This window comes from Mycobacterium syngnathidarum, from assembly GCF_001942625.1.
In the GTDB taxonomy this organism is placed as follows: domain Bacteria; phylum Actinomycetota; class Actinomycetes; order Mycobacteriales; family Mycobacteriaceae; genus Mycobacterium; species Mycobacterium syngnathidarum.
In genome coordinates this window covers 311,386-328,331 of the sequence record NZ_MLCL01000086.1, presented here as the reverse complement: position 1 = coordinate 328,331, position 16,946 = coordinate 311,386, and the positions used below count along the sequence as shown (strand labels likewise).

Genomic DNA, 16,946 nt, shown 5'->3' with positions numbered 1-16,946 from the left:
TGTCGATCATCAAGCAATACATCGACGGACAAGCCCGACCACCTTGAACGCCGGGCTACGCCCGCCGACAAACGGGATGGGCTCACCCCGGACTGAAGTCCGAGGCTTGCGCCCAAGAATCCGGTCACAATGCGTGGTGAATTCGGCGGGCACCGTCATCGATTTCATCGGTGTCGGCGTTCCATCGAATGTCTGCTTCGAGAAGTCGATGGACAAGTCGTAGGACTTGTATATCGGCGGCGGTTCGACCCGATCGGCGCGGGCGGCCGGCGACCCGAGCGCCAGCACGGCTGCGGCGAGGGCTACTCCGAGCGTGGTTCTCACGCCGCTAGCCGTCCTTTTCATCATCGCGGTGTGCCGCCTCGATCACCTCGGGCGGCACCGGCTTTTGCAACCAGGCACGAATGCGCAATAACCCACCGGCGACGACGCCGATGGCGAATACCGCGACGAGTACCCACAGCACGGCGTCCATGGCACCGCATTATCCCGCCCCCGCCGCGCACCGCGGCGGATTACCCACGAGTAGGCCACTGCCGGATATCGCACACGTCTCAATAGTGGCCGACTATCGAAAATCGGAGGACAGTGATGTGTATCACACCACTTGCAAGAAGTCGGTTTGAACGAAAGGCAACGAGATGATCGGAGCAATTATCACCGCAGTCATCGTGGGCGCGATTATCGGCGCATTGGCGCGGCTCATCATGCCCGGCAGGCAGAACGTCAGCACACTCATGACGGTTGTGCTCGGCATTGCCGGAGCCCTGATCGGTTCGTGGCTCACCGCGGTCGTCGGATACACCAATTCGAACGGCGGGTTCGCGATCATTCCGTTCGTGGTGGGCGTGGTCGTCGCGATTGTGCTGATCGCGATCTACACCTCGCTGACAGGACGACGCGGCACACCCGTCGGCCACTGAACAACTACCCCACCGACTCCGCCGATCTCGCCCCCTCGATCGGCGGAGTCGCTTATGCAGACGCCGCGCCCGAGCAAAATACGTATTCTCCAAGTGGTTTTCCGCAGACAATCTCGGATCCCGAAATTCGCACCGCAGCCCGCGAATACGAATATGCGGTTCTCGGCCGCGCATGCGACGGAATTGCCGGCGCCTGGACCCCGGCTTCGACGACGATCTGGTTAGATCTCGTTGACTGAGTCAGGTTTTCGAGCAACGGGGCGCCGATGAACTATCCGCAGGGCGGTAACGACTGGCAGCAGATGCCGCCACCAAATATGCCGCCCCAGCCCTATCCCGGGCAGCCTTACGCGCCCGGCTACTACGCGCCGCCGCTACCGCCCAAGAAGAAAAAGACTTGGCTGTGGGTCCTGCTCGCGCTCGTGACGGTCATCGTCGTGGCCGTTGGCGGAGGCATCGCATTCATCGTCGTGACAGCGAACCATCCTGCGACGGTGACATATCACGTCACCGGGACGGGCAAGTCCGCGACGGTCCGGTACACGGTGCCCGGCGACAACACCACTCGGGAGGACGTACAGCTGCCCTGGACCAAGGAACTCACGTTCACGGGTGCCACCGCTACAGCACTCATCTTGGACGCATTCCCCGCTGCAGGCAGGGACACCGTTACGTGCGAAACGCGCGTCAACGGCAAAGTGGTCACGAGCAACACTTCTTCGGCCGGCTCTCAGGCGGTTTGTTTCGGGTTCACCCCCGAAGCGAGCCGGTTCCGGTAACCGGATGATCAGTGTCCACGCCCTGGCCCGCAAGGAACGCCAGGAATTCGCGGATCTGCTGGACGCACTGAGCCCTCGGCAGTGGCAGGCGCCGACATTGTGCGCGAACTGGACTGTCCGCGACGTCGCCGCCCACACCATTGCATATCTCGGACAGACCCGGCTGCAGCTCACCGCCGCAATGCTGGCCGCGCGGGGACAGGTGAACCGGATCAACGACCGCGCGCTTCGAGCCAACGCCGGATCCGGACCTGACGAACTTCGCTACCTGATGCGGGCGGGCGCAGACCCCTCTGGCGCGGGCGCACTCTACGGCTGCCGGGTCGCACTCATCGAATGCGTGATCCACCAGCAGGACATCCGGCGTCCGCTCAGCCTTCCCCGCCTCATTCCGGCCGATGCGCTGCTGGCTTGCCTCACGTTCGCGCGGGTCAGCCCGGTGATCGGCGGGGCCCGCCGTACCCGGGGTCTGCGCCTGGTCGCCACCGACCTCGACTGGTCGGCCGGCCGCGGGCCTGAGGTGCACGGACCGGGCGAAGCGCTGTTGCTCGCGATGACCGGGCGCATCCATGCGGTTACATCCGAGTTGGGCGGTCCCGGTCTGGCGCGGCTGAACGCCCGTTGAACCGCCCGCCGACTCGCCATCTTCTCGGCGAAACCGGCGACAAATCAGCGGCCGGCAACGCCCCCGAGCATCACGCCCCCGTCTCGAATGGCTTGCGATCCGTGCCGGAGGGGTGCTTCACAGGTGTCGGCCACCTACCGTGAGTAACAGGTGGGGACTGTCGACCGATCTTGAAGATGGCAGCGCAAATCTGACAGACAACGCACCGCTGCCGCAATACCACCGCACCTGTGCAGGAGACGAATGCCCGCCACGACCGTCATCGCAGGCACCTGCGCGCCGGAGTTCACCCGGGTGCGCGATGCCTTCGAGGACAACTTCGCCCACCGCCGGGAGGTTGGCGCCGCGGTCGCGGTCTGGGTCGAGGGTGATCTGGTGGTCAACCTGTGGGGCGGATCGGCCGATGCCGCGGGCACCCGGCCGTGGCAGCAAGACACCCTGGCCAGCGTCTATTCCGGCTCCAAGGGCCTGGCCAGCACCTGCATCCACCTTCTGGCCGACCGTGGCGAGATCGACCTGGACGCTCCGGTAGCGCGCTATTGGCCCGAGTTCGGCCAGGCCGGCAAGCAGGACATCACCATCGCGATGGTGTTGGGTCACCGTTCCGGTGTGATCGGCCCACGCGAACCGATGAATTGGCAGCAGGTCACGGACTGGGATGCGGTGTGCGCCCGGATCGCCGCCGCGACGCCATGGTGGCCGCCGGGCAGCGCGCAGGGCTACCAGGTGGTGACCTTCGGCTTCATCCTCGGCGAGATCGTGCGCCGGGTGACGGGCCGCACGATCGGTCACTATCTGCGCACCGAGGTGGCCGAACCGCTGGGCGCCGACATCCACATCGGCCTACCCGCCTGGCAGCACCACCGGTGTGCGGAGATGGTGAACAAACCGTCGGTACGCAGCCTGCTGGCCGACAATCAGGTGCACCGACCGCCCGCCTCCCTCCACGAGCATCCGATGGCCGGTTGGGCGGTGTCGATGGACTTCGTGCCGGACGACGAATTGGGCGTGCAGGCGCTGGACGCGTGGCGCGCGGCGGAGTTTCCGAGCACCAACGCGCACGTGTCCGCGCTCGGCATGGCGACGTTCTACAACGCGCTGGCCCAGGAAAAACTGCTGACCCGCGAGCACATGGAGCGCTGCCGGATCTCGCAGGGCGGATTCGACGCCGATGTGGTGCTCGGTGCACGGGTCGCCGACCATGGCTGGGGTTTGGGCTACATGCTCAACCAGCGTGGTGTGGCAGGGCCCAACACCGGCATCTTCGGCCACGGCGGGTCTGGCGGCTCGTTCGCATTCGTGGACCTGGAGCATCGGATCGGCTACGCGTACGTGATGAACTATTTCGACGCCACCAAGTGCAATGCCGACCCCCGCACGGTCGCGCTTTCCAACGAGGTGTACTCCGCTCTCGGCGTAATTTGAGTTCTCTACGAGGGCCCGGCAGCGTCGTTTTCCGTCGGTACGCTGGACGCCATGAACAGCATTTTGCTGGTACTCATCATCCTTGTCGTCGCCGCGATCGCGTTCGCTGTCTACAGCTCGTCGAAGGCCAACGGCCGTCGCTCCGCGGAGTCGCTGGCTGACGCCAAGGCCGACGCCCGCAGGCTGATCGAACGTCTCGGCGGCCAGGTGCTCAATCTGACCGGCTCCGACGATGCGTCCAAGCAGGCGTTGGCCGACGCCTCCGAGCGTTACACCGCGGCGTCCTCACAGATCGATCAGGCCACCACCGCCAAGCAGGCCGCGCTGGCCAAGGAGAGTGCCATCGAGGGCCTCTACTATGTGCGCGCGGCCCGTACCGCCATGGGCATGGATCCCGGCCCCGAGCTGGAGTCGTTGACCGGGCAGCGTTCGGCCGGGGCGGTGACCGAGGACCGTCGGATCAACTTCGAGGGCCGCGAGGTCGAGGCCTCGCCGAACCCGTCACAGCGCACCCCGAACTACTACCCCGGCGGCCGGGTCGCCGGACGCCCGGTGCCCGCCGGTTGGTATTCCGAACCCTGGTGGAAGCCGGCCCTGGTGGCCGGCGCCTGGGGTCTGGGCTCGGTTCTGCTGTTCGACGCGATGTTCTCCGGTATGCACGGAGTCGACTACGGCGCACAGGGTTTCGAGAGCGGTTACGGCGACGGCTATTCCGACGGTTTCGCCGCGGGTCAGGACTCGGGTGGATTCGATGGCGGCGCTGACGGTGGTGGCGACTGGGGCGGCACGGACACCGGCGGTTGGGATGGCGGTGGCTTCGACGGCGGCGGATTCGGCGACTTCGGTGGCGATTTCGGGGGTTTCTGACCTCCGCCGAGCAACCGGCTCACACCTGGCAGTCGGGGCACCAGAACAGGTTGCGGGCCTCCAGTTCCGCGGTGCGCACCGTCGCGCCGCACACCCGGCAGGCCTCGCCCGCCCGGCGATAGACGTAGGTGCGGGGCCGGCCCGGACCGTAGGACGGGGCACCGTGATCGTGCTCGGGGCGGACGACGACGATCTTGCCCCGGCGCACCCCGACCTTCATCAGCTCGACGAGATCGGTCCACATGGCGCCGAATTCGTCCTGCCCCAACAGCGTGCCCGGTCGGTACGGGTCGATGTGATGCCGGAACAGCAGCTCGCTGCGGTACACGTTGCCGACGCCGGCGATCACCGCCTGGTCCATCAACAGGGCACCGATTGACCTGCGCGACTTGCTGATTCGTTTCCAGGCCAGCGCGGGATCGGCATCTTTGCGCAGCGGGTCGGGGCCCAGACGGGCCACCACATCGGCGATCTCGGGTTCGGTGATCACCTCACACACGGTGGGGCCACGCAGGTCGGTGCCGTACTCGCTGCCCACGATCCGCATCCGCACCTGGCCGACGGGCAGCCCCAGCGGAATCGGTGCCTCGGTGAAGGTCCCGTACAGACCGAGATGGATGTGCACGACGTGTCCGCCGGCGTAGTGGTGGAACAGGTGCTTGCCCCAGGCGTCGGCCTGTTTGAACACCTGGCCGTTGACCGCGGCCGCACCGTCGGTGAAGCGGCCCTGCGGACTGGACACCACCACCGGCGCCCGGCCGAACCGCTTCTGGTGCAGCCGGGCCAGCCGGTGCAGGGTGTGCCCTTCGGGCATGGGTCAGGCGGGCGCGCCGGGAACCGGCGGGGCGACGTGATCCTTCTCGTAGGCGGCCAGGATGTCGATGCGGCGCTGGTGGCGCTCGGCCTCCGACCACGGCGTCGACAGGAACGCGTCGACGATCGCCAGCGCCTCTTCCTCGGTGTGCATACGTCCGCCCAGACCCATCAGTTGCGCGTTGTTGTGTTCGCGGGCCAGCTTGGCGGTCTCGACGCTCCAGGCCAGGGCACAGCGGGCACCGGGCACTTTGTTGGCGGCGATCTGCTCACCGTTGCCGGAACCGCCGAGCACGATGCCCAGGCTGCCCGGATCGGCGACTGTCTTGACCGCTGCGTCGATGCAGAACGCCGGATAGTCGTCATCGGCGTCGTAGGTGTAGGCACCACAGTCGATCGGCTCGTGACCGGTCTTCTTGAGGTGCTCGATGATGGTCTGCTTGAACTCGAATCCGGCGTGGTCGGCACCGATATAAACGCGCATGGCGGTCATTCTCGCAGACGCCACCGCACGCCCAGAGCTAACCGAGGGTGATGGCGTCCAGGCGTTCCTTGATGAAGGCCGACGACGTCACGGGCTCCAGGCCGCCGACCCTGCCGACGGGCGGCTCCAGCGGGGTGACGACTGCGTCGTGGTTGGCCTCGTAGAAGTAGATCAGCGAAACCAGGTCTTCTTCGGGAGCGTACGCCTGCGGCGGCAGTACGCGGTGGCGGCCCGACGGCCAGCGCCGTCCACTCCAATACTCCAAGAGGTCACCGATGTTGACCGTGAGCGATCCGGGCTCCCACGGCGCGTCCTCCCAGCCCTCCTGCTCGGAGTAGACCTGCAGTCCGCCGGCCCCCGGTTCGCGGTCCAGGACGGTCACCGTGCCGAAGTCGGTGTGCGGGCCGATGCGGAACTGGCCCGGCTCAGGCTCCCCCACCACGCTGACCGGCGGATAGTGGTTGATGTTCATGGTCCAGGTCGGCCGGTCTGCCAGGGCGACAAAAGGATTGACGGTCAGCCCGAGAGCGTGGGCGAACAAGGCCAGTAGGTCGTCGGACAGCTTCCGCATCGCGGTGGTGTACTCGTCGACCAATGCCTGCAGCGCGGGCACCTCGGCCGGCCACACGTTGGGCGCGAACCAGGTCCGGTCGACCTCGGGGTCACCCGTCGTCGTTTCGGCGCCCAGGCTGTAGCTCTCCTTCAGGTCGGGCGGCGTCTCGGTACCTTCCGCGTAGCCGTTGGCCTCGGCCCCCGGCCCGATCCAGCCGTGCCCGCCGACCGGTACCGAGTAGCCCTGCTTGATGTGGTCGGGCAGCGCGAAGAACTCCCGGCTGGCTGCACGAACCTTGGCCGCGAGGTCGGGGTCCACGCCGTGGCCGGTGACGACGATGAACCCGGCGCGCTGCAGCCCGGCGTCGACCTCGGCGGCAACCGCGTCGGCCTCGGCCCCGCCGGCGTACCAGCGCGACATGTCCACAGTGACAATGGCACTCATTCCCCGATGTCCTCCGCCCACAGGTCCGGCCGCTCGGCGATGAAGTCCTCCATCATCGCCACGCAGCGCTCATCGTCGAGCAGGGTAACGGCAACCCCGTGCTCGGCCAGCCAGTCGTGACCGCCGGTGAAGGTCCGGCTTTCGCCGATCACCACGGCGCCGATGTTGAACTGGCGCACCAGCCCGCTGCAGTACCAGCATGGCGAGAGCGTCGTCACCATGGTCGTGGTGCGGTAGCCGCGCTGACGGCCGGCCGCGCGGAAAGCGTCGGTCTCGGCGTGGATCGACGGGTCGTCGTTCTGCACGCGCCGATTGTGACCGGCGCCCAGCAGGGTTCCGTCCGAGCTGAACAGGGCCGCGCCGATCGGAATCCCGCCCTCGGCCAACCCTTTCCGGGCCTCCTCGACGGCGATGTCGAGCATCTGTTCGGGGGTCATACGGCCACCGTCCGTTCCGCGGTGAGTTTCGACCGGCACAGCACGAGGTAACAGGCACCGGCCATGAGGAAGCCGACGAAGAATGTGATGTCGCCGAGCTGCGGAACCTCCCGCGCGATATAGCCGACGAACTTCGCCTGGTTGCAGAACAATGTCACCGACACCACCAGGCCGATGAGGAACGACACCAAACCCGGCCAGTTGGTGTAGGACCGGTCGTAGAGAAAGTGCGCGACCGGCGCATCGCCGCGCAGGTACTCGTCGGCGAACACCACGCCCAGCCACGGTCCGATCCAGTACGCGATGATCAGCAGGAACGCTTCGTAGCTCGCGGCGGCGTCGGCCAGCGCCCACCACGCGATGAGGAAGCCGACCACCCCGAAGAACGCGGTCGCCAGGGCCCGGGCGATGTGATGCGGCAGTTTGATCCCGATGGTCACGAAAGCCATTGCGCCCGAATAGATGTTGATCGCATTTGCCGCCACCGCGCCGATGGCGATCGCCAACAGGGTCAGGCTCGCCAGCCACGGCGCCAGCTCCGAGGTGAATGCCGTGGTCGGATTGTCCGAAACCGCGGGGCCGATGGTCACCGAGGCCGCACCCACGGTCTGGAGCACCATGCAGGACACGAACAGCCCTGCGGCAGCGAAAAACCCGGTGCCTGGCCGGGCCTCGGCCCGCGGCAGGTAGCGCGTGTAGTCGGCGGCGTACGGCGCCCACCCGGCGACGTATCCGAACGCGGTGCCCACGGTCAGCAGGAAGCCACCCATGCCGCCGACACCACCGGTGACCGCGGGCGCGCCGAGGTCGGCCTTGGCCAAGATCACCACCGAGGTGATCGCGAAAATGACCGCGAGCACCGGGAAAGCCCACCGCTCGAACGCCTGAACCAGGTTGTGCCCGAACACCGCCAGCGCGGTCTGCACCACGACGACGAGCACCAGCGCCAGCACCGGCGCGACACCGAACAGCGTGGAAAGCGCGAATGCGCCACTGACACTGTTGGTGGCGAACCACCCGATGCCCGCGGTCACCGTCATCAGCAGCGAGGGCACGGCGTTGCCCCTGAAGCCGAACGCCAACCGGCCCAGCACCATCTGCGGGACACCGTGCAGGGGCCCGCGCTTGGACAGGAAGTAGTGCGCGAGCGCGCCCAGACCGGTGCCGATTCCCAGTCCGGCCACCGCCTGCCAGAACGTCATGCCGTAGACGGAGACCGCCAGCACGCCCAGGAAGATCGTGGCGAACTCCAGGTTCGGCGACGTCCATGTCCAGAACAACTGGCTGGGCTTACCGTGCCGGTCGGCCTCGGCGATGTGCTCGTTGCCGCCCGGCTCGACAGCTGCGATCCGGTCGCGGTAGGAACCGTCGGTACTGGGCTCAGCCGCTGTCATCCGTACACCGTGGCGTGAGCCGCGGTGTTACGCAACCGGAATCGCGATTTTGGGTGCGGTTCACCCCTCAGTCGAACTGGGGTGCCTCCGTGCGGGACCGCTTGAGCTCCCAGAAATGCGGGTACGACGCGAACGTCACCGACGCATCCCAGAGCTTGCCGGCCTCTTCACCGCGCGGGATCTTCGAGAGCACCGGTCCGAAGAACGCGACACCGTTGACATGGATGGTCGGGGTGCCGACGTCGTCTCCGACGGCGTCCATGCCCTCGTGATGGCTCTTGCGCAGCGCCTCGTCGTATTTGTCGGTGGTGGCGGCCTCGGCCAGCTCGGCGGGCAGGCCGACCTCCTCGAGCGACTGTGCGATCACCTGGTCGAGGTCCTTGTTGTCCTGGTTGTGAATCCGGACGCCCATCGCGGTGTAGAGCGGTCCGAGGATCTCGGGTCCCTTGAGCTGCTCGGCGGCGATCGCGACCCGGACCGGGCCCCACGCCTTCTTCATCAGTTCCTGATAGTTCTCCGGCAGGTCGCGGCCCTCGTTGAGCACCGCCAGGCTCATGACGTGGAACTGCACGTCGATGTCGCGGACCTTCTCGACTTCGAGGATCCACCGGGAGGTGATCCAGCACCACGGGCACAGCGGGTCGAACCAGAATCCCGCGACATCGTTCTGAGCCATCTATGCGTCCTCTCGATGTGGTTCAGGGCACAACTGCACCCAGCACAACTGTGTACCCGCACCGGGATGTTCCCGACACGAGTAACTATCCGGGGGCGGTTTACGACAACATTGGTGGCTGACATGCCGGCGAGCATGTCGAAGTCACGGCAGCAGCACAGGAAACGCATAGTGCGTGAACCTTTATCGAAACGTGTTGTTCCTGTGACCCTGGTAAACCACTGTTGCCCAAGTGAGCAGAGCGATATAAGGGTTCTGCGTGATAGCTGAGGAGCTCAATATGGCCGCTCGTGCCTTCCTGGCGACCGCAGGCGCCGTTGCCGCCGCCCTCGCGCTGGCAATCCCCGCGCAGGCAGATCCCGTCCCGGCCCCGGTCGATCCGACCGACACCTCGTTCCTGGACGCGCTGAACACGGCCGGAGTGAATTACGGCGATCCCAACGCCGCCGTTCAGATGGGCCAGGACGTGTGCCCGATGCTGGTCGAACCGGGCAAGGATTTCGCGTCGGTGGCTTCCCAGATGCGCGGCGACGGCGGCATGTCACCACAGATGGCGTCATTCTTCACCGGCATCGCCATCCAGATGTACTGCCCGCAGATGATGTCGTCGATCAGCGACGGTTCGATCCTGAACAACCTCGGCGCGCTGAACGGACTCGCCGGGATCGCCGGCTTCCCGCAGTAGGCCGGATCTTGTCGACGTCCAGCCACTAGGTTGGACGGGTGGCACTTCCCAATCTCACTCGCGATCAGGCCGTCGAGCGCGCCGCTCTGGTCACTGTCGACAACTACCGCGTCGTGCTCGACCTCACCGACGGCAACGGCAACCCCGGCGAACGCACTTTTCGGTCCACCACGACTGTGACGTTCGACGCACTCGCCGGCGCCGACACCGTCATCGACCTGGCGGCCGAGACCGTTCGCAGCGCAACGCTCAACGGCGTCGCACTGGACGTCTCCGGCTACGACGAGTCGACGGGCATCGCGCTGTCCGGCCTGGCCGCGCACAACGTTCTGGTGGTCGACGCCGACTGCCTGTACTCGAACACCGGTGAGGGCCTGCACCGGTTCGTCGACCCCGTCGACGACGAGGTTTACCTGTACTCGCAGTTCGAGACCGCCGACGCCAAGCGGATGTTCGCCTGCTTCGACCAGCCCGACCTCAAAGCCACGTTCGACGTGCAGGTCACCGCACCGTCGCATTGGCAGGTGATCTCCAACGGGGCGACCGTGGGCGCCGAACCCGCCGGGGCGGGCACCGTGCACACCTTCGCCACCACCCCGAAGATGAGCACCTACCTGGCGGCGTTGATCGCCGGTCCGTACGCGGTGTGGCGCGACTCCTACTCCGACACCCACGGCGAGATTCCGCTGGGTATCTTCTGCCGGGCCTCGCTGGCCGAATTCATGGATGCCGAGCGGCTTTTCACCGAGACCAAGCAAGGTTTCGGCTTCTACCACTCCAATTTCGGCACACCGTACGCGTTCGGCAAGTACGACCAGTTGTTCGTGCCCGAGTTCAACGCCGGCGCCATGGAGAACGCCGGTGCGGTGACCTTCCTGGAGGATTATGTCTTCCGGTCCAAGGTGACCCGGGCTTCCTACGAGCGCCGCGCCGAGACCGTGCTGCACGAGATGGCGCACATGTGGTTCGGCGACCTGGTCACCATGCAGTGGTGGGACGACCTGTGGCTCAACGAGTCCTTCGCGACGTTCGCGTCGGTGCTGTGTCAGGCCGAGGCCACCGAATACGACACGGCATGGACCACATTCGCCAACGTGGAGAAGTCCTGGGCCTACCGGCAGGATCAGCTTCCCTCGACCCATCCGGTGGCCGCCGACATCCCGGACCTGGCCGCCGTCGAGGTCAACTTCGACGGCATCACCTACGCCAAGGGCGCCTCGGTGCTCAAGCAGCTGGTGGCCTACGTCGGGCTCGAAGAGTTCCTGTCCGGGCTGCGGGACTACTTCCGCGACCATGCGTTCGCCAATGCCACGTTCGGAGATCTGTTGGGCGCCTTGGAAAAGGCATCCGGCCGTGACCTGTCGGGTTGGGGTCGACAATGGCTCAAGACAACCGGTTTGAACACGCTGCGGGCTGACTTCGACGTCGACGAGTCGGGTGCGTTCGCCCGGTTCGCCGTCGCCCAGTCAGGTGCGACTCCGGGCGGCGGGGAGACCCGGGTGCACCGGTTGGCCGTCGGGATCTACGACGATGACCCGGCCGGCTCGGGCAAGCTTGTGCGCGTCCACCGCGAAGAGCTCGACGTCGAAGGCCCGATCACCGAAGTTCCTGCGCTGGTAGGCGTTTCGCGCGGAAAGCTGATCCTGGTCAACGACGACGACCTGACCTACTGCTCACTGCGGCTGGATCCGGCCTCGCTGTCGACCGTGCTCTCACGCATTGCCGACATCGCCGATCCGCTCCCCCGCACGCTGGCCTGGTCGGCGGCCTGGGAGATGACCCGCGAGGCCGAGATGAAGGCCCGTGACTTCGTCGCCCTGGTGATGAGCGGAGTGCACGCCGAGACCGAGGTCGGTGTCGCGCAGCGACTGCTCATGCAGGCACAGACCGCACTGAGTTCCTACGCCGATCCCTCCTGGTCGGCCGAAATCGGCTGGCCCGCATTCGGAGACGCACTGCTCGATCTGGCCGGCACGTCCGCGCCGGGTTCGGACCACCAGCTCGCATTCGTCAACGCGCTGTGCGCCTCGGTCCTGTCACCGAACCACGTCGCGGTGCTGTCGAGTCTGCTCGACAACGAACCCGCTGCGGTGAACCTGCCGGGCCTGGTGATCGACACCGATCTGCGCTGGCGGATCGTCACCGCACTGGCCCGCACCGGCGAGATCGACGCTGACGGGCCCGAGACGCCGTTCATCGACGCCGAGGCCTCCAACGATCCGACCGCGGCCGGCAAGCGGCACGCCGCGGCGGCCTCGGCCGCCCGCCCGCAGGACGAGGTGAAGTCCGCGGCGTGGGAGCAGGTCATCGAGGACGACACGATCGCCAACATCACCACCCGTGCAATCGTGGGCGGTTTCGTGCAGCCCGGCCAGTCAGAGTTGTTGGCGCCGTTCACCACGCGCTACTTCGCGGCGATCTCCGGGGTGTGGGAGCGGCGGTCCAGCGAGGTCGCCCAGACCGTGGTGATCGGGCTGTACCCGTCCTGGGACATCAGCCAGAACGGGCTCGACGCGGCGGACGCGTTCCTGTCCGATCCTGAGGTGCCGCCGGCGCTGCGCCGCCTGGTGGTCGAAGGCCGTGCCGGTGTGGAGCGTTCCCTGTGCGCCCGCGCCTTCGACGTCAGCTAGTTTCCCCGGCACCGCGAGGGTGCGCGTCTGCTGCACGACACGCCGTGTCAGAGCAGCATTCTGCGCACGCTCGCGGTCATACGCTGTGCCGATGGCAGTCAGTCGAACCCGCGCGGCACGGGCTGCACGCAAGCGCAAGCGCCGGATGGATCTCGTGGTGCACGATCTCACCGACGACCAGTGGGAGACGCTGAAGGCCGCTTGGGGCGGGTGCGCGTACTGCGGCAGCACCGGCGGGCCGTTCCAGAAAGATTGCGTGATGGCGATCTCGCGGGGTGGGCGCTACACGGCGGACAACGTGGTGCCGGCCTGCGCATCCTGCAACGCCAGCAAGTGCAACTTCGAGGTCAGCACCTGGATGCGGCGCAAACGGCTCGACGAGCGTGCGTTCTTGACGCGCTACGTGGAGATCCGGGCCGGCCTGGCGCAGTGATCGCGGCGCTGCGCGAGCGTGCGCAAAACGCCGACCGCGAGCGGCGTGTCGGGCAACAGACACGCGCGCTCGCGGTGAAGGTGAATAGGACTAGGCAGGCGAGACGCCGGCCGACAGCACCCGTACGGCGCTGATCAGACCGTCGATCAAGTTGCCTTCCTTGAAGGAGGCGGCAGCCGCCGAGACGCCCAGCGGGGCGGCCTCTTCGATGCCACGGCCTTTGACGTCGGCGCCGTAGACCACCTCGATCGCATGCTGGTCGGGTGAGACCGCGAGCAGCACCGCGTTGTCGGGGGTCGGGACCTTGGCCAGGATCTCGCGTGCCGTGGCCGCGGTGTCGGCGCCCAGCGGTCCGATGTAGACGGCGAACCGAGCCTTGGCCGCCCTCGAGCCGTACTTCAGCGCATCGTCGAGCACGACCAGATCCATCGTCGGGAACGGGTAGTGCACCGAGAGCTCACCGGGCTCGGTAACCCCGGAGATCCGACCGCTGTAGGTCAGCGCGTAGCCGTAGGGCAGGTCCAAATCCGAGGACGTCCGGGTCGCAGTTGTCACTTCACCACTTGCCACTTGCGCCGCCTCCGATCGTCACGCCGTGCGAATCATGCCCGCCGTGCCCGTGATCCTGCGGCTCCTCGGCAGCCCACAGAATGGGCTCGTGGGTCCACGGCTCGGACATCTTGTAGGTAGCCGGGTGCGGTCCCTTGCGGGTCAGGTAGATCAACGCCAGGACCACGAACAACACCAGCGGAACCCCTCCGAGGAGGGAATGGGTAAGTGCTGTGCTCACGCGCAAACCGTATCAGCCGCAATGCGCCGACGCGCCGAGAGTGCCCGGCAACACGACGTCAGGCCGCACCTTCTCCGAGATAGCGCACCCAGGCCGGGTCGAGCTCCTTGATCGTGGACAGCAGTCGCCAATGCTGACCCTTCGGCGGCATCGGCACACACCGCAGTGTCCAGCCCAGTTCGGCCAGCAGCCGGTCGGCTTTGCGGTGGTTGCACGCCGCGCACGCCGCGACGCAGTTCTCCCAGGAATGCTCGCCACCGCGGCTACGCGGAATGACGTGGTCGACGGTGTCGGCCCGCCCGCCGCAGTACGCACAGCGGAAGCGGTCACGGTGCATGAGCGCAGCGCGGGTCATCGGGATGCGGGCCCGATACGGCACCCGCACGTAGGTGCGCAGCCGGATCACCGAGGGCACCACGATGGTGCGGGTGGCCGAGTGGATGACCGGCCCGGACGGGTCGTCGTGCACGACGTCGGCCTTGCCGCACATCACCATGATCACCGCCCGCCGCAGTGGCAATGCGGTCAGCGGTTCGTAGGTGGAGTTCAGCAGCAGCACCCGGCGGCGGCCCCACAGGGAGGCGTCGGGATTGGTCGTAGGCAGGGCCTCGACGCTGTGCAAGGGCCGATTTGGCACATGGGGTCCCGATGGGCCGGGAATGTGGCCGGTCCGTCGCATATGGCTTTTTTTGCTGTGCGCCATGGAGCCTCCGAGGAGACAGTCCACCACGGATCAAGGAGATACGCACGAAAATTCTTTGTGTGTTCGCAGGTCAGTCCAATGAACACCAGGTGACCACAGTGCCGTGACCGGCCCGGACGTGCCGTCGGGCCACAATGGACCACAATGAGTGACGTGACACAGGTGCAGCGATCTTTCTACGACGAAGTCGGGGGCCACGAGACGTTCGCAGCGATCGTGTCAAGGTTCTATGAGCTGGTCCGCGAGGACGAGATTCTGCTGCCGTTGTATCCCGAGGACGACATCGACGGCGCCGAGGAGCGGCTGCGGATGTTCCTCGAGCAGTACTGGGGTGGGCCCCGGACGTACTCCGACCAGCGCGGCCACCCGCGGCTGCGGATGCGGCACGCCCCGTTCCGGATCGGCTACCTCGAGCGCGACGCCTGGCTGCGCTGCATGCACACCGCGGTGGCCTCGATCGACTCGGAGACGCTCGACGACCCGCACCGGCGCGCGCTGCTGGATTACCTGAACATGGCCGCAGACTCGATGGTGAACTCGGCGTTCTGACATGCGCCGGTGGTGGGCAGACGCGGTGTTCTACCAGGTCTATCCCCGCTCGTTCGCCGACAGCGACGGCGACGGGGTCGGTGATCTCGACGGGGTGAGCGCCCGGCTCGACTACCTGGCCGCGCTCGGCGTGGGCGCCCTGTGGCTCAATCCGGTCATGGTGTCGCCGATGGCTGACCATGGCTACGACGTCGCCGACCCGCGCGATGTCGATCCGCTGTTCGGCGGCATCGCCGCGCTGGACCGCCTGCTCGACGCCGCTCACGCCCGCGGCATCCGGGTCACCATGGACCTGGTGCCCAACCACACCAGCTCGGCGCATCCCTGGTTCGTCGAGGCGCTGGCCGATCCGCGGCGACGCGACCGCTACATCTTCCGTGACGGCCGCGGCCCAGGCGGCGACGCGCCACCCAACAACTGGGTGTCGGTGTTCGGCGGCCCGGCGTGGACCCGGGTCACCGAACCCGACGGCAGGCTGGGCCAGTGGTATCTGCACCTGTTCGACCCCGGCCAGCCCGACCTCAACTGGAACCATCCGGAGGTGTTCGAGGATCTGGAGAAGACCCTGCGGTTCTGGCTGGACCGCGGAGTCGACGGGTTCCGCATCGACGTGGCCCACGGCATGGCCAAACCGCCTGAGCTGCCCGACATGGTGGTCACCGACAGCGCGCTGCTGCGCAACAGCGACGACGACCCACGATTCGACAACGACAGCGTGCACGACATCCATCGCTTCATCCGCAGGGTGTTCGACGATTACCCCGATGCCGTCGCCGTCGGCGAGGTCTGGGTGCACGGCAATGAGCGCTTCGCCAAGTACCTGCGCCCCGACGAGCTACACCTGGGCTTCAATTTCCGTCTTGTGCAAGCAGATTTCGACGCCACCGAGGTTCACGACGCGATCGACAACGCGATCGTCGCGGCCGATCTCGCCGGGGCGGCACCCACGTGGACGCTGTCCAACCACGATGTGGAACGTGAGGTCACCCGCTACGGTGGCGGCGCCCGTGGGTTGGCGCGGGCCCGGGCGATGGCCCTGGTGATGCTGGCACTGCCGGGAGCGGTGTTCGTCTACAACGGCGAGGAACTCGGGCTGCCCAATGTCGATCTGCCCGATGCGGTGCTGCAGGATCCGGTGTGGGAGCGCTCCGGTCACACCGAACGCGGGCGCGACGGATGCCGGGTGCCGATGCCGTGGTCGGGCGATACCCCGCCGTTCGGGTTCTCCTCGAACACCGACACCTGGCTGCCGGCCCCTGCCGACTGGGCCCCGTTGACCGTGCAGCGCCAACAGGACGATCCGTCCTCGACACTGCATTTCTACCAGCGGGCGATCGAATTACGTTCCAGCCGTGGAGAATTCACTGGCAGCCGGGTCGAGCTGGCCACCGCCGGCGATGTTCTGACGTTGCGGCGCGGAGGCGGCCTGGTGTGTGTCCTCAACACCGGCGCGGTGCCCATGCCGCTACCGCCCGGCGAGGTGCTGCTGAACAGCGGCGAACTGATCGATGGGCGACTGCCCCCCGACACCGCCGTGTGGGTGGTCTAGCAATAGCGACTCGGCACATGGCCGTCCGCCGCATGTTCACCGGCGCATCGTCGCCCCTACGCATTGTCACGCCTACGCATGGTCGCCCCTACGCATGGTCACGCCAGAGTGGCCGTCGCCTCCCAGTGCCACTCCAGCGTGGCAAAGCAGCGCTGGAAGCCAAGCCAAGCCTCGCAGGCGCCACGCC

The 16,946-nt window shown here is 66.8% G+C and carries 20 protein-coding genes; 10 read left to right on the top strand and 10 right to left on the bottom strand.

Annotated elements, in window-relative coordinates; all coding sequences use genetic code 11:
* Positions 1-328: 328 nt before the first annotated feature.
* A complete protein-coding gene (locus BKG60_RS32125) occupies positions 329-475 on the bottom strand; it encodes a hypothetical protein (RefSeq protein ID WP_165617715.1) in 147 nt (48 codons plus the stop codon).
* Between the two features lie 166 nt (positions 476-641).
* Here BKG60_RS32125 and BKG60_RS25635 point away from each other — a divergent pair, with 166 nt between their 5' ends.
* The 5 genes from BKG60_RS25635 to BKG60_RS25615 all read left to right on the top strand — a co-directional run bounded on the left by BKG60_RS25635 (position 642) and on the right by BKG60_RS25615 (position 4,619).
* Positions 642-923, top strand: coding sequence for a GlsB/YeaQ/YmgE family stress response membrane protein (locus BKG60_RS25635; protein WP_070189020.1), 282 nt, complete (start codon positions 642-644; stop codon positions 921-923).
* A 266-nt stretch (positions 924-1,189) separates the two neighbouring features.
* Positions 1,190-1,702, top strand: a complete 513-nt coding sequence (locus tag BKG60_RS25630) for an MmpS family transport accessory protein (protein WP_070189019.1) — start codon at positions 1,190-1,192, stop codon at positions 1,700-1,702.
* Between the two features lie 4 nt (positions 1,703-1,706).
* On the top strand, positions 1,707-2,327 hold the full coding sequence (locus BKG60_RS25625) for a maleylpyruvate isomerase family mycothiol-dependent enzyme (protein WP_070943485.1): 621 nt from the start codon (positions 1,707-1,709) through the stop codon (positions 2,325-2,327).
* 243 nt (positions 2,328-2,570) lie between these two features.
* On the top strand, positions 2,571-3,752 hold the full coding sequence (locus tag BKG60_RS25620; RefSeq protein ID WP_070189017.1) for a serine hydrolase domain-containing protein: 1,182 nt from the start codon (positions 2,571-2,573) through the stop codon (positions 3,750-3,752).
* Positions 3,753-3,803: 51 nt separating this feature from the next.
* Entirely contained in the window at positions 3,804-4,619 is an 816-nt protein-coding gene (locus BKG60_RS25615) for a hypothetical protein (protein ID WP_070189016.1), read from the top strand.
* A 19-nt stretch (positions 4,620-4,638) separates the two neighbouring features.
* On the opposite strand, the gene BKG60_RS25610 is transcribed toward BKG60_RS25615, so the two are convergent.
* From BKG60_RS25610 to BKG60_RS25585, 6 genes are all read right to left on the bottom strand, one after another.
* Positions 4,639-5,433 carry an Fpg/Nei family DNA glycosylase gene (locus BKG60_RS25610; protein ID WP_070189015.1) on the bottom strand — a complete coding sequence of 265 codons (795 nt, stop codon included), beginning with the start codon at positions 5,431-5,433 and terminating at the stop codon, positions 4,639-4,641.
* 3 nt (positions 5,434-5,436) lie between these two features.
* Positions 5,437-5,916 (bottom strand): ribose-5-phosphate isomerase, encoded by a 480-nt coding sequence (locus BKG60_RS25605; RefSeq protein ID WP_019348553.1) that lies wholly within the window; start codon positions 5,914-5,916, stop codon positions 5,437-5,439.
* Between the two features lie 37 nt (positions 5,917-5,953).
* On the bottom strand, positions 5,954-6,913 hold the full coding sequence (locus BKG60_RS25600) for an isopenicillin N synthase family dioxygenase (protein WP_070189014.1): 960 nt from the start codon (positions 6,911-6,913) through the stop codon (positions 5,954-5,956).
* Positions 6,910-7,350 (bottom strand): nucleoside deaminase, encoded by a 441-nt coding sequence (locus tag BKG60_RS25595; RefSeq protein WP_070189013.1) that lies wholly within the window; start codon positions 7,348-7,350, stop codon positions 6,910-6,912. Before BKG60_RS25595 ends, BKG60_RS25600 begins: the two co-directional genes overlap by 4 nt.
* A complete protein-coding gene (locus tag BKG60_RS25590; protein WP_070189012.1) occupies positions 7,347-8,744 on the bottom strand; it encodes a purine-cytosine permease family protein in 1,398 nt (465 codons plus the stop codon). Before BKG60_RS25590 ends, BKG60_RS25595 begins: the two co-directional genes overlap by 4 nt.
* A gap of 67 nt (positions 8,745-8,811) precedes the next feature.
* Positions 8,812-9,420, bottom strand: a complete 609-nt coding sequence (locus BKG60_RS25585; protein ID WP_070189011.1) for a mycothiol-dependent nitroreductase Rv2466c family protein — start codon at positions 9,418-9,420, stop codon at positions 8,812-8,814.
* Between the two features lie 280 nt (positions 9,421-9,700).
* Between BKG60_RS25585 and BKG60_RS25580 the strand changes: the two genes are divergently transcribed.
* The 3 genes from BKG60_RS25580 to BKG60_RS25570 all read left to right on the top strand — a co-directional run bounded on the left by BKG60_RS25580 (position 9,701) and on the right by BKG60_RS25570 (position 13,168).
* Entirely contained in the window at positions 9,701-10,105 is a 405-nt protein-coding gene (locus tag BKG60_RS25580; RefSeq protein WP_070189010.1) for a DUF732 domain-containing protein, read from the top strand.
* A 38-nt stretch (positions 10,106-10,143) separates the two neighbouring features.
* A complete protein-coding gene (gene pepN / locus BKG60_RS25575; RefSeq protein WP_070943486.1) occupies positions 10,144-12,735 on the top strand; it encodes an aminopeptidase N in 2,592 nt (863 codons plus the stop codon).
* 91 nt (positions 12,736-12,826) lie between these two features.
* Positions 12,827-13,168 carry an HNH endonuclease gene (locus tag BKG60_RS25570; protein ID WP_070189008.1) on the top strand — a complete coding sequence of 114 codons (342 nt, stop codon included), beginning with the start codon at positions 12,827-12,829 and terminating at the stop codon, positions 13,166-13,168.
* 90 nt (positions 13,169-13,258) lie between these two features.
* On the opposite strand, the gene BKG60_RS25565 is transcribed toward BKG60_RS25570, so the two are convergent.
* Genes BKG60_RS25565 through BKG60_RS25555 form a run of 3 tightly spaced genes read right to left on the bottom strand, consistent with a single transcriptional unit; the run spans position 13,259 to position 14,661 of the window.
* Positions 13,259-13,738 (bottom strand): DUF5130 domain-containing protein, encoded by a 480-nt coding sequence (locus BKG60_RS25565; RefSeq protein ID WP_070189007.1) that lies wholly within the window; start codon positions 13,736-13,738, stop codon positions 13,259-13,261.
* The gene (gene ctaJ, locus BKG60_RS25560; RefSeq protein WP_070189006.1) at positions 13,725-13,958 is read right to left on the bottom strand and encodes an aa3-type cytochrome oxidase subunit CtaJ; all 234 of its coding nucleotides are present in this window, start codon (positions 13,956-13,958) and stop codon (positions 13,725-13,727) included. The genes BKG60_RS25565 and ctaJ overlap by 14 nt, the downstream gene beginning before the upstream one ends.
* Before the next feature lie 58 nt (positions 13,959-14,016).
* Positions 14,017-14,661, bottom strand: a complete 645-nt coding sequence (locus BKG60_RS25555; RefSeq protein ID WP_070189005.1) for an HNH endonuclease — start codon at positions 14,659-14,661, stop codon at positions 14,017-14,019.
* 162 nt (positions 14,662-14,823) lie between these two features.
* Between BKG60_RS25555 and BKG60_RS25550 the strand changes: the two genes are divergently transcribed.
* Together BKG60_RS25550 and BKG60_RS25545 are read left to right on the top strand one after the other, a co-directional pair.
* Positions 14,824-15,210 carry a globin gene (locus BKG60_RS25550; protein ID WP_165617723.1) on the top strand — a complete coding sequence of 129 codons (387 nt, stop codon included), beginning with the start codon at positions 14,824-14,826 and terminating at the stop codon, positions 15,208-15,210.
* A gap of 1 nt (position 15,211) precedes the next feature.
* Complete coding sequence (locus tag BKG60_RS25545; protein ID WP_070189003.1) at positions 15,212-16,759, top strand: glycoside hydrolase family 13 protein; 1,548 nt, start codon at positions 15,212-15,214, stop codon at positions 16,757-16,759.
* The last annotated feature ends 187 nt before the right edge of the window (positions 16,760-16,946 follow it).